This is a genomic window from Rhizobacter sp. Root1221 (genome assembly GCF_001425785.1).
In the GTDB taxonomy this organism is placed as follows: Bacteria; Pseudomonadota; Gammaproteobacteria; order Burkholderiales; family Burkholderiaceae_C; genus Rhizobacter.
In genome coordinates this window covers 1-12350 of record NZ_LMDI01000021.1, presented here as the reverse complement: position 1 = coordinate 12350, position 12350 = coordinate 1, and the positions used below count along the sequence as shown (strand labels likewise).

Here is a 12350-nt window from a genome sequence, read left to right as displayed (position 1 = left end):
TCGTGCGATTTGCCTATTCGGCAACGATCTGCCGGTCACCTTTGAGCAGCCGGAAGTTGTTGTTCTCGTTGCAGTATGCGCTGCCAACGTCGCCGTCGATGTACATCACCGTCCACCCGCTGTTCCACAGGAGGAAGACGTTCTTGTAGCCGGTGTACGCACCGAAACTGTTCTTGGCGTTCACGCTCGCACAGATTTCCCACCCGGCGCCGCCGGGATGAAATGACGTCTTGGCGAAGACAACGGGCCGAGGGTTGCCAACCAGTTTGACACGCGCTGATTCCGGATCCTTCAAGCGAGTCTCAAGCTGTGCCTTGACCAGCTCGAGAGCGCCCTTAGGCGGGAGTCCAGCGTCGACGAGCGTCAATTCGCTACCATCCGGTCCAGTGGGGGCCGTAGCACAGCCCACCAAGATCGCGACAGTGGATGCGGTGAAGAGAAGGCGCATACAAGCAGGACGAGTTTCGAGTGCGGAAGTCTAATGCTGCTGCAACCTCGCTCGAGGGGAGACCGAACGACATGGGGACACCAAGAGTTCCGACGATGGAAGACTTCGCCGGCTTCACCGGAGCGCACTGCCATCAGCTGTGGGCCAAGGTCGGGCCCAACTGGACTTGTCCTGGCTGCGGTCGAAGCAAATTTCAGATTCTCAGATGGGTGAAGCGAACGCCTGGCGGATGCGAACCGTTCTGGGGATGGCACACCGGACTGCATGAGCACCACGATCACGAGATCGACTGCGACCGGTCTTTGACGCCGCGTTTTCAACCCACAGTGATGTGTGACCCCTGCAACGCGTCAGATGGCAATGCGAAGCGGAGTTTGAAGCTCCCAAAGACCTTCTCGTTCGCCCCCGCGGAGATCAGGCAGTTCCTAACCGTGACCCCGCACGGCGCGCACAAAATCGATCTGACGAAGGCTAAGCAGATCTACGATGCCACTCCGAAGCGTGTGAGCTTCTTTCTCTGACACCCATTGGCAGAACAAATGCTGAAGATGAAATCCGTCGGACTTGTCCTGGTTTGTGGATCACTGCTCGGCACCGCCATCGATGCGACTGCAGGCAAGGTCTCCACCGTCAGCCTGAACGGGGTAGGGACGTTTGAATGCGGCCGCTATCTCGCCTACAGGAAGTCCGATCCAGAAACGATGACACCGATGTTCCAGCAATGGGCCGCCGGCTACTTCGCTGGATACAGCGCGGCGTACACGAAACCCGGAAGGGAAACGAACCTCGCTGTTGACTTGGAAACGTACACCGCGTGGCTCGACAAATGGTGTGCAGATGATCCCTCATCGAGCATCACGTCCGGGCTCAATGCACTGATTCAACGGCGCTTGAAGGCCGGTTCGACTCGATAGACAGAAGGAGTGGGGCGCCTTCCGGCAGCCCCATGCGCTGTATGGCAGGCGACGTCCGCCGCGTAGCCGACGCTAGATCAGGCTGCGTTCTCCGGCTGCACTTGAGACTGCCGAACGGGCTTCGGCTTTACAGGGGCCGCTGGGATGGCCGCCGTCACCTCGGGAGGCGACAGCAGTGCCCGCGCTCGAGCCAAGAAGCCCATCCCCGCGTACGCCCTGACCTTGGCGTCGGCCAAGGGCTTAAGGACCAACGCCTCATGGGCGTAGAGTTCCTTGCGGTAGACCGCCGCGTCGCGCAGTTCAGAGAAAGTCCAACGAGATCCCGAAAACTGGGCCAGCGCTTTCGCTCCGGTCCGCCAGATTCCCGGCCCTCTCAATTCCACCATCATCAAGCGTCGATGTTCGCCGCCCTCAACGCATTCGCCTCAATGAATTCGCGCCGAGGCTCCACCTCATCGCCCATCAGCATCGTGAACACCCGATCGGCTTCGATGGCGTCGTCGATCTGCACCCGCAGCAAACGCCGCACGGTGGGGTCCATGGTGGTTTCCCACAGCTGCTCGGGGTTCATCTCGCCAAGGCCCTTGTAGCGCTGGCGGCCCACGGCGTTTTCGGCCTGGGTGATGAGCCAGGCCATGGCCTGGCGGAAGTCGCCCACGCGGGCTTCCTTCTGCTTTTCGCCTTCGCCACGCTTGATGACCGCGTCCGCGCTCACCAGGCCCTTGAAGGTGGTGCCAGCGGTGCTCAGGGCCTCGTAGTCGGCGCCGTGCACGAAGTCGGCGTTGATGATGCTGCTCTTCACGTTGCCGTGGTGCATGCGGCTGATGCGCAGGATGTGCTTGTCGGTGCGCGCGTCGAACTCGGCGGTGACCTCGGCGTTGTGCAACGCGGCCTTCAGGTCGGTGGCCGAGGTTTCGGCGGCTTCGAGGGTGTCGAGGTTGAGCACGAGGCCGTTGGCCATGGCACGCAGGGCCTCGATGTCCATCCACGCGCTGAGGCGGTCGACGACGTTGTTGGCGGTGACGTACAGGCGGGCCTGCTGCTCGAGTTCCTCGCCGGCCAGCACGCGGCCGTTGACGCCGGTGTCGAGCTTGGCGTCCTTCAAGGCCACCTTGAGCAGGTAGGCATCGAGTTCGGTGCCGTCCTTCAGGTACTGCTCTTCCTTGCCGAGCTTCACCTTGTAGAGCGGCGGCTGGGCGATGTAGATGTGGCCACGCTCGACGATCTCGGGCATCTGGCGGTAGAAGAACGTCAGCAGCAGCGTGCGGATGTGCGCGCCGTCGACGTCCGCGTCGGTCATGATGATGATGCGGTGGTAACGCAGCTTGTCGGGGTTGAACTCTTCCTTGCCGATGCTGGTGCCAAGCGCGGTGATCAGCGTGAGGATTTCGTTGCTGGTGAGCAGGCGCTCGAAACGGGCTCGCTCCACGTTCAGGATCTTGCCGCGCAGCGGCAGGATCGCCTGGAACTTGCGGTCACGGCCCTGCTTGGCGGAACCACCGGCGGAGTCACCCTCCACGATGTAGATCTCGCAGAGCGCGGGATCCTTCTCCTGGCAGTCGGCCAGCTTGCCCGGCAGGCCCATGCCGTCGAGCACGCCTTTGCGGCGGGTCATCTCGCGGGCCTTGCGCGCGGCTTCGCGGGCACGTGACGCATCGACGATCTTCGAGCAGATGATCTTCGCGTCGTTGGGGTTCTCGAGCAGGTAGTCGGTGAGGGCCTTGCTGACCACGTCTTCCACCGGGCCCCGCACTTCGCTGCTGACGAGCTTGTCCTTCGTCTGGCTGCTGAACTTGGGCTCGGGCACCTTCACGCTCAGCACGCAGCACAGGCCTTCGCGCATGTCGTCGCCGGTGACCTCGACCTTCGCCTTCTTGGCGTAGTCGTTCTCTTCGATGTACTTGTTGATGACACGGGTCATCGCGGCACGCAGGCCGGTCAGGTGGGTGCCACCGTCACGCTGCGGGATGTTGTTGGTGAAACACAGCACGCTCTCGGAGTAGCCGTCGTTCCACTGCATGGCCACCTCGGCGGTAATCAGCGTGCCCTGGTCGCTCATCTTTTCGCCGGTGGCCGAGAACACCGTGGGGTTCAGGGTTTTCTTGCCGGTGTTGATGAAATCGACGAAGCCCTTCACGCCGCCAGCGAACGCGAAGTTTTCCTCGCGGTTGTTGCGCTCGTCCACGAGGCGGATCTTCACGCCGTTGTTCAGGAAGCTCAGTTCGCGCAGGCGCTTGCTGAGGATCTCGTAGTGGAAGTCGATGTTCGAGAAGATCTCGAGGTCGGGCAGGAAGTGCACCTCGGTGCCGCGCTTTTCGGTGTCGCCGATGATCTTCATCGGGGACACCTCGAAACCGCCGCGCTGCTCCAGCAGGCGGTCCTGGGGAATGCCTTGCTTGAACTCGAGGAAGTGCACCTTGCCATCGCGGCGCACCGTGAGGCGAAGCCACTTGCTCAGGCCGTTGACGCAGCTCACGCCCACGCCGTGCAGGCCGCCCGACACCTTGTAGCTGTTCTGGTTGAACTTGCCACCGGCGTGCAGCTCGGTGAGCGCGATCTCGGCGGCACTGCGCTTGGGCTCGTGCTTGTCGTCCATCTTGACGCCGGTGGGGATGCCCCGCCCGTTGTCGACGACGCTGATGGAGTTGTCGCTGTGGATGGTGACGACGATGTCGTCGCAATGCCCGGCCAGTGCCTCGTCGATCGAGTTGTCGACCACCTCGAAGACGAGGTGGTGCAAGCCGGTACCGTCGGAGGTGTCGCCGATGTACATGCCGGGGCGTTTGCGCACGGCTTCCAGGCCTTCGAGGATCTGGATGCTGCCTTCGCCGTAAGCGGCGCTGGCGTTGGCATGTTCCTGGGACTTGTTGGTGTCGTCGTCGCTCATGGCGCTAGTGTCTCTTGGAAATGGATCCGACACCGGGAGGACCGAAGGGCGGTCCGCCGGTGTCTTGTCGAATCAATGGCAGCGGGATGGCACTCAGATGCGCATCGGCATCACCACGTACTTGAACCCGGCCTGTTCGGGCACCGTGATCAGCACGCTCGAGTTGGTGTCCTGGAGTTCGAGCTTGACCATCTCGACGCTCATGTTGGACAACGCGTCCATCAGGTAGGTCACGTTGAAACCGATCTCGATGGCGTCGCCACCGTAGTCGATCTCGAGTTCTTCCTTCGCTTCTTCCTGTTCGGCGTTGCTCGACGCGATGCGCAGCACGCCGGGTTCGATGTTGACACGCACGCCCTTGAACTTGTCGCTGGTCAGGATGGCTGCGCGCTGCAGGCTCGAGAGCAACGGGGCCCGGCCCAGCACGAAGCTGTTGCGGTGGTTCTTCGGGATCACGCGGTTGTAGTCGGGGAACTTGCCTTCGACCAGCTTCGTCACGAACTCCATGCCGCTGAACGTGAACTTGGCCTGGTTGCCGGCAAAACGCATCTCGATGGCACTGTCGCCATCCTTGTCGTCGTTCAGCAGGCGAAGCAGTTCGAGCACCGTCTTGCGCGGCAGGATGACTTCCTGCTTCGGGATTTCGGTGTCGAGCGTGGCCTGGGCAAGTGCCAACCGGTGCCCGTCGGTGGCCACGAGCGCGAGGTTCTTGCCTTCGGCGACGAACAGGATGCCGTTCAGGTAGTAGCGGATGTCATGCACCGCCATCGCGAAGTGTACCTGGTTGATGAGCTGCTTCAGCGTCTTCTGCGGCACGCTGAACATCGGGCCGAAGTCGGCCGCCTCCTGCACCAGCGGGAAATCGTCGCTGGGCAGGGTCTGCAGCGTGAAGCGGCTCTTGCCGCCTTGCAGCGTGAGCTTGTTCTGCGCGGCGCTCAGCGTGACGACCTGGTCCGACGGCAACGCCCGAAGGATGTCGATCATCTTGCGCGAACCGACCGTGGTGGAGAAGTTCGATGCGTCCCCGTCGAGCTCGACCGTGGTGCGCACCTGGATCTCGAGGTCACTGGTGGTGAGCTCGATCTGGCTCCCCGTCTTGCGAATCAGCACGTTGGCCAGGATCGGCAAGGTGTGCCGGCGTTCGACGATCCCGGACACCGCTTGCAGAGCGCTGAGCACTTTTTCTTGCGCTGCTTTTAAGACAATCATGTCAACCTCTTAATTTAGTCGTCTTAGTAGAGTCGGACGTTTTCTGTGGAGAACGTCATTTTCTTCTTTTCTATCAACCGCTTAGCTCACTTCAAACCTTGTGGGCGGAAGGCATGGTTTCGCGGGACTCGCGACCCACAACTTTCCAGAACCGCCAAAACCTGTGGACAAGTACGGAGTTGTTCCGAAGTTGTCCCCAGCGTTGTTGTTTGACAGTCTGCCATTCCCTGTGGTCAGCCTTTCAAGGTCTGTTCCAGCACATGCAACTGCTGGTTCAGTTCGGAGTTCTTCTGGCGCTCTCCCGCGATCTTGCGCACGGCATGCAGCACCGTGGTGTGATCGCGCCCCCCGAACAGCTCGCCGATCTCGGGCAGGCTCTTCTGGGTCATTTCCTTCGCGAGGTACATGGCGATCTGGCGCGGGCGGGCGATGCTGGCCGGCCGCTTCTTGCTGTACATGTCGGCGACCTTGATCTTGTAGAAATCGGCGACGGTCTTCTGGATGTTCTCGACCCCGACCTGGCGGTTCTGGATGGACAGCAAGTCCTTCAGCGCTTCGCGGGCGAGCTGGATGTTGATGTCCTTCAGCGAGAAGCGCGAGTACGCGAGGATCTTGCGCAGCGCACCTTCCAGCTCGCGCACGTTGGCGCGCACGTTCTTGGCCACGAAGAAGGCCACGTCCTCCGGCATCTGGGTGCCTTCGGCATCGGCCTTGCGCATGAGGATGGCCACGCGCATCTCGAGCTCGGGCGGTTCGATGGCCACGGTCAGGCCGGCGTCGAAGCGGGAGGTGAGCCGCTCGTCGATGTCCACCAGCCCCTTGGGGTAGGTGTCGCTGGTCATGATGATGTGGGCCTTCTTGGCCAGCAGCGCTTCAAAGGCGTTGAAGAACTCCTCCTGGGTGCGCTCCTTGCCGGCAAAGAACTGCACGTCATCGATGAGCAGCAGGTCGAGCTGGTGGTACTTGGCCTTCAGTTCGTCGAACGTCTTGCGCTGGTAGTTCTTCACCACGTCGGTGATGAACTGCTCGGCGTGCAGGTACAGCACGCGGGCGTCGGCCCGGTCGGCCAGCAGGGCGTTGCCCACGGCATGCACGAGGTGGGTCTTGCCGAGGCCCACGCCGCCGTAGATGAACAGCGGGTTGTACATCTGCCCCGGGGCACCGGCCACGTGCAGCGCGGCGGTGCGGGCCATCTGGTTGGCGCGGCCGGCCACCAGCGTGTCGAACGTCAGCACCGGGTTCAGGCGGTGGCGCGGCAGCGACGGGGGCGCGTCGGGACGCGAGCGGCCGGGAGCCACGCCATCGCGGGGGCCGTTGTTGAGGAGGTGGATGACCGGGGCCGGGGCGTCGGCTCGCTGGGGTTCGGCGTGCCGCATGGGCGGCGGCATGTCGCGCGGGGCGAGCGAGAGGTCGAGCCGCACGGGTTTGCCGGCGAGTTCGGTCAGCACCGCCTCGATGCGGCTGGCGTACTGGTTGCGGATCCAGTCGAGCTTGAAGCGGTTGGGCACCCGCAGCGAGGCCACGGCGCCTTCGGGCCCGGCATCGGTGACGCTGGCCGCCGGCAGGGGGCGGATCCAGGTGTTGAATTGTTGTTCGGGCAGTTCGGCGGCGAGTCGCTCGCAGCCGCGCTGCCACAGGTCGGCGCTCATGTCGTGGTTGTGGAAAACTTTTCTTGGAGCGGCCGGATTCTACGTCGTCCGGGGCTCTTTTCCGCAGGGTTATCCACAGTTTTTCTCACAGGGTTCGACGCCGGGAAAGGCATGGGGTGTGGTGCAAGTCTTTGACTTTGAAGGAGGTTTACGGTGTAATAGTGGGTTTCCCGAAGGCCTATCGGCTCTTCTCGCTCGCCTTGGCTTCGTGCTGGTGCGTGGGAGGGGCGTTCAGCAGGGCGCGCGCAAGATCTGTGCGCAATTTGCCTGGCAGCGCTCGAGGGGCCCTTGGCCACGAGTTAGTTCAGCACGCTTGCCGCGTGCGCGACCGACGGCCTTTCCAAGCAGAGATCCATCATGAAACGTACCTACCAAGCCTCGAAGACCCGCCGCGCCCGCACCCATGGTTTCCTCGTGCGCATGAAGACCCGCGGTGGCCGTGCCGTCATCAACGCACGCCGCGCCAAGGGCCGCAAGCGCCTGGCCGTCTGAGGCTGACGCAGGCGAGCGCCGTGCCCGGCCGCCTTCGGTTGGTGCCGTGATCGGTCGGATCCTTCGGGCCGTCGATTTCGAACGTGTCCTGGGTACACCCACCCGCGCACGCAGCGCTCACTTTGCCGTGCATTACCTGGCCAGCGTCCCGAGCGTGCCCGTGGCACCGCGCCGCAAGGCCGCCGATCCGGCTGACTTGTCAACAGGGGCCACGCCAACGGTGACCTCCCTTGTGGATGAATCGCCGCCAGCCGGTCTCTGGGTGGGCACCGTGGTGCCAAAACGGCATGCCCGGCGTGCCGTCACCCGCACGTTGCTCAAGCGCCAGATCCACCGCGCCGTGCGCGACCAGGCCCAGTCGGTCGACCCGTCGGGTCTGCCGTGCGGCTTGTGGGTGGTGCGCCTGCGCACGGGCTTCGATCGCAAGTTGTTTCCCAGCGCGTCATCCGACGCGCTGTGTGCGGCTGCGGCCGAAGAGCTCGGGGTCGTGATGGCCCACGCGGCTCGTCGCGCCCGCGGCTGATCCCCTGCCCTTTGCCGCCATGCGTGCCTGGTTGTTCCACGCCCCGCAGCGGCTGTTGATCCTGCTGGTCAAGGGCTACCGGCTGTTCCTCAGTGCGTGGATCGGCAGTGTGTGCCGCTTCACGCCCAGTTGCAGCGCCTATTCGCTGCAGGCCCTGCAGGACCATGGCGCGGTGGCCGGCAGTTACCTGACGGTGCACCGCCTCGCGCGCTGCCACCCGTGGTGCCGTGGTGGACACGATCCCGTGCCGGCACACGCGCCCCGCCTGTTCACACGCTGGGTGGGCAAGCCGTCACCTGACGACGCCACACTGCGCTCCGATTCCTCCCCTTTCACTTACCCCGAGAAGACTCGTCCATGACCGATATTCGCCGCACCCTGCTGTGGGTGGTGTTTTCGATGTCGCTCGTCCTGATCTGGGACGGCTGGCAAAAGCACAACGGGAACCCGTCGATGTTCAGCCCGGCGCCTGCGCCCACGGTGGCTTCGGCCCCGGCAGCTGGCAGCGCCCCGGGGGCCCTGCCGGCACCGGCCAGCGTGGGTGCGTCCGGCGTGCCCGCAGCCGGTGCGGTGCCGGTTGCCGCCACCGTGGCGGCACCGGCCGAGAAGGTCGTTGTCACCACCGATCTGCTGAAGGTCACGATCGACGGCAACGGCGCGTCGGTGAACCACACCGAACTGCTGCTGCAGGCCGACCCGTTCGACCCGAAGAAGAACGTGGTCGTGTTCGACAACACGCCCGCCACCCGCGTGTACCTCGCCCAGACCGGACTGATCCCGTCGAGCGGCGCGCAGGCGCTGCCCAACCACTTCACCGTGATGACGCGGGTGCCGGGCGACACGTCGCTGAAGGAAGGCCAGAACGAGCTGCAGGTGAAGTTCGAATCGCCGGCCGTGGGCGGTGTGCAGCTGGTCAAGACCTACACGTTCAAGCGTGGTGACTACGTGGTGGGCGTGAAGCACGAGGTGCGCAACACGTCGGCCGAGGCGGTGAGCCCGCAGCTGTACCTGCGCCTGCTGCGTGACGGCAGCCCGCCCCCGGGCGAGTCGAGCTTCTACTTCACGTTCACGGGCCCGGCCATCTATACCGACGCCTCGAAGTTCCACAAGATCGACTTCAAGGACATCGAAAAGGGCAAGGCCGAGCACGACAAGACGGCCGACAACGGTTGGGTTGCCATGGTGCAGCATTACTTCGCCACCGCGTGGTTGCTGGACGGCAAGGAACAGCGCGAGTTCCGCACCGAGAAGGTGGGCGAGAACCTGTACGCGGTGTCGATGGTGGTGCCGCTCGGCAGCATCGCACCCAACACCACGAAGACGCTCGACGCGCGCCTGTTCGTGGGCCCGCAGGAAGAGAACAAGCTGTCGGCGCTGGCGCCGGGCCTCGACCTGGTCAAGGACTACGGCATGTTCGCCGTGTTGTCCCGGCCGCTGTTCTGGCTGCTGACGCAGCTGCACAAGTTCCTGGGCAACTGGGGCTGGGCCATCGTGGCGCTGGTCGTGGTGCTGAAGGCGGCGTTCTACTGGCTCAACGCCTATGCCTACCGCTCGATGGGCAAGATGAAGGCCGTGAACCCGCGCATCATGGAACTGCGCGAACGCCTGAAGGACAAGCCTCAGGAACTGCAGCAGCAGATGATGAAGATCTACCGCGAGGAGGGTGTGAACCCGATCGGCGGTTGCCTGCCCATCCTCGTGCAGATGCCGTTCTTCATCGCGCTGTACTGGGTGCTGCTGTCGAGCGTGGAGATGCGCAATGCCCCGTGGATCGGCTGGATCACCGACCTCTCCGCGAAGGACCCGTTCTTCATCCTGCCGCTGCTGATGACCGCCACCAGCCTGCTGCAGACCTGGCTGAACCCCACGCCGCCGGATCCGGTGCAGGCCAAGATGATGTGGATCATGCCGCTCGTATTCTCGGTGATGTTCTTCTTCTTCCCGGCCGGCCTCGTGCTGTACTGGCTGACGAACAACATCCTGTCGATCGCGCAGCAGTACCTGATCAACCGGCAGCTGGGCTTGAACAAGTAGCCGGCTGACCGCTCACTGGCGTTGCGCCAATGCGAAGGGCCCCGGGCAACACCCGGGGCCCTTCGTGCGTTTGGGGCCCAACTGTTCGACAATCGCACCCATGTTGTCCCGTCACGCCGATCCCATCGTTGCCATCGCTACCGCTGCAGGGCGCGGCGCGGTGGGCATCGTGCGGGTGTCGGGACGCGATGTGTCGGCGGTGATGGCCGCGGTGTGCGGCCAGGTGCTGAAAGCCCGCCATGCGAGCTACCTGCCGTTTGCGGACGCCTCGGGCCAACCCATCGACCACGGCATCGCGCTGTACTTCCCGGGCCCGCACTCGTACACGGGCGAGGACGTGCTCGAATTGCAGGCCCACGGTGGCCCGGTCGTGTTGCAGCTGCTGCTCGCGCGGTGCCTCGAGGCGGGGCGCGGCACGGGGTTGCGGCTTGCCGAGCCGGGTGAGTTCACGCAACGCGCGTTCCTGAACGACAAGATGGACCTGGCCCAGGCCGAGGCCGTCAGCGACCTGATCGATGCCAACACCGAAGCAGCCGCGCGGTCGGCAGGCCGGTCGTTGACCGGCGTGTTTTCGCACGAGGTGCATGGCCTTCGCGATGCCCTCGTGAAGTTGCGCATGCTGGTCGAGGCCACGCTCGATTTCCCCGAGGAGGACATCGACTTCCTCCAGAAGGCCGACGCCCGCGGGCAGCTCGACACCATCGCCACCGCGGTGGCGGCGGTGCTGGAGCGGGCCCGGCAAGGCGCGTTGTTGCGCGAGGGCATGCAGGTGGTGCTGGCCGGGCAACCCAACGTGGGCAAGAGTTCGCTGCTCAACGCGCTGGCGGGGGCCGAGCTGGCCATCGTGACGCCGGTGCCGGGCACCACACGCGACAAGGTGAGCGAGACCATCCAGATCCAGGGCATCCCGGTGCACGTGACCGACACCGCGGGGCTGCGCGAAGCGAACGACGAGGTGGAACGCATCGGCATCGCGCGCAGCTGGGATGCGATCGAACGGGCGGATGCGGTGCTGTTCCTGCACGACCTCACGCGTGTGGGCGAGTTCAGCTACGACGTGGGTGATGATCTCATCGCGGAGCGCCTGCTGGCCCTGCTGCCGTCACCCGACCGGCTGGTGCACGTGTTCAACAAGCGGGATGCGGCGGCGCCGCCGCGCAGCGGCGAGGTGGCGGGCCGGCACGTGGTGATCTCCGCGCAAACGGGCAGCGGCCTCGACCGGCTTCGTAGCACCCTGCTCGAGCTGGCCGGCTGGCACGCGCAACCCGAGGGCGTGTTCATCGCGCGGGCGCGGCACGTGACGGCGCTGCAGCGCACGCAGACCCACCTGCACACGGCCCAGTCGCTGCTGGGCAGCGACGACCCGGCGCTCGACCTGCTGGCGGAAGAGCTCCGACTGGGGCACGATGCGTTGTCCGAGATCACCGGGCAGTTCACGCCTGATGACCTGCTCGGTGAAATCTTCAGCCGGTTCTGCATCGGCAAATGACACGTGCGCCGTGACGGACACGTGCAGGTATCCCCTGGACGAGTGGTGCCTTGCGTGGCCTACCCCGTTGTGCCCGTGTCACCCCCTGCCGATAATCGACCCCTCACTTCAGGTTTCCCCACCATGGAATTTTCCGAACTGGTCCAGGCCATCCAGACGCTCAACACGGAAGACGCCTTCCGCGCGCGGCTCAACCTGGAGCAGTGGCGAATCATCGGCCCGTACCTCACCCAACACGAGATTCGCAGCGGCGACTTGCTGATCAAGCAGGGCGACACCGACCGCAGCATGTACTTCCTGGGCCGCGGTTCGCTGCAGGTGTTCATGACCGGCGGCCCTCCGGGCAGCAGCCGCGTGGCCATCCTGCGCCCCGGTTCGGTGGTGGGTGAACCCGGCATGTTCATCGACGGCCCGCGCACCGCGAACGTGGAAGCCATGACCCCGTGCATCGTGTGGGCCCTGCGCGGCCCGCGCCTGGAAGAGCTGGCCCAGCGCTCGCCGGGCCTGGCCTTGGAGATCGTGCGCGCCGCCGGCGGCGTGATGGCTGCCCGCATGCGGGCCAACCTCACGAAGCAGATGCCGATCAGCTGACGCGGGCGCAGCCTCGCGTCATCCCGTACATGGACGCCCCTGTTTCGCAAGCACTTTGTTGGCATGGTCTGGCTGGCAGGAAGAGAGTTGCACCCGTACATCCGGACTTTGAAG

12 protein-coding genes are annotated in these 12350 nt (G+C 64.4%); 8 read left to right on the top strand and 4 right to left on the bottom strand.

Features of this window, described 5'->3' with window-relative positions; all coding sequences use genetic code 11:
• Nucleotides 1-13: 13 nt before the first annotated feature.
• A complete protein-coding gene (locus ASC87_RS33250; RefSeq protein ID WP_235582184.1) occupies nt 14-184 on the bottom strand; it encodes a hypothetical protein in 171 nt (56 codons plus the stop codon).
• A 359-nt stretch (nt 185-543) separates the two neighbouring features.
• Here ASC87_RS33250 and ASC87_RS32755 point away from each other — a divergent pair, with 359 nt between their 5' ends.
• Nucleotides 544-969, top strand: a complete 426-nt coding sequence (locus ASC87_RS32755; protein ID WP_200954367.1) for a hypothetical protein — start codon at nt 544-546, stop codon at nt 967-969.
• Between the two features lie 18 nt (nt 970-987).
• Entirely contained in the window at nt 988-1362 is a 375-nt protein-coding gene (locus ASC87_RS31910) for a hypothetical protein (RefSeq protein ID WP_157604074.1), read from the top strand.
• 388 nt (nt 1363-1750) lie between these two features.
• Here ASC87_RS31910 and gyrB read toward each other — a convergent pair whose 3' ends face one another.
• The 3 genes from gyrB to dnaA all read right to left on the bottom strand — a co-directional run bounded on the left by gyrB (nt 1751) and on the right by dnaA (nt 7107).
• The gene (gene gyrB / locus ASC87_RS15865; protein ID WP_056663836.1) at nt 1751-4249 is read right to left on the bottom strand and encodes a DNA topoisomerase (ATP-hydrolyzing) subunit B; all 2499 of its coding nucleotides are present in this window, start codon (nt 4247-4249) and stop codon (nt 1751-1753) included.
• Between the two features lie 93 nt (nt 4250-4342).
• The gene (dnaN, locus tag ASC87_RS15860) at nt 4343-5458 is read right to left on the bottom strand and encodes a DNA polymerase III subunit beta (RefSeq protein WP_056663833.1); all 1116 of its coding nucleotides are present in this window, start codon (nt 5456-5458) and stop codon (nt 4343-4345) included.
• A 233-nt stretch (nt 5459-5691) separates the two neighbouring features.
• Nucleotides 5692-7107, bottom strand: a complete 1416-nt coding sequence (gene dnaA, locus ASC87_RS15855) for a chromosomal replication initiator protein DnaA (RefSeq protein ID WP_056663830.1) — start codon at nt 7105-7107, stop codon at nt 5692-5694.
• A 357-nt stretch (nt 7108-7464) separates the two neighbouring features.
• Here dnaA and rpmH point away from each other — a divergent pair, with 357 nt between their 5' ends.
• The 6 genes from rpmH (at nt 7465) to ASC87_RS15825 (ending at nt 12236) form a co-directional block, all read left to right on the top strand.
• On the top strand, nt 7465-7599 hold the full coding sequence (gene rpmH, locus ASC87_RS15850) for a 50S ribosomal protein L34 (protein WP_047486751.1): 135 nt from the start codon (nt 7465-7467) through the stop codon (nt 7597-7599).
• Nucleotides 7600-7645: 46 nt separating this feature from the next.
• Nucleotides 7646-8122: a ribonuclease P protein component gene (locus tag ASC87_RS15845; protein ID WP_235582183.1), complete on the top strand. Its 477-nt coding sequence runs from the start codon at nt 7646-7648 to the stop codon at nt 8120-8122.
• A 19-nt stretch (nt 8123-8141) separates the two neighbouring features.
• On the top strand, nt 8142-8483 hold the full coding sequence (gene yidD / locus ASC87_RS15840) for a membrane protein insertion efficiency factor YidD (RefSeq protein ID WP_056663826.1): 342 nt from the start codon (nt 8142-8144) through the stop codon (nt 8481-8483).
• Entirely contained in the window at nt 8480-10156 is a 1677-nt protein-coding gene (yidC, locus tag ASC87_RS15835) for a membrane protein insertase YidC (protein ID WP_056663822.1), read from the top strand. The genes yidD and yidC overlap by 4 nt, the downstream gene beginning before the upstream one ends.
• Nucleotides 10157-10256: 100 nt before the next feature.
• On the top strand, nt 10257-11645 hold the full coding sequence (mnmE, locus tag ASC87_RS15830; RefSeq protein WP_056663820.1) for a tRNA uridine-5-carboxymethylaminomethyl(34) synthesis GTPase MnmE: 1389 nt from the start codon (nt 10257-10259) through the stop codon (nt 11643-11645).
• A 123-nt stretch (nt 11646-11768) separates the two neighbouring features.
• Complete coding sequence (locus ASC87_RS15825; RefSeq protein WP_056663817.1) at nt 11769-12236, top strand: cyclic nucleotide-binding domain-containing protein; 468 nt, start codon at nt 11769-11771, stop codon at nt 12234-12236.
• Nucleotides 12237-12350 lie beyond the last annotated feature (114 nt).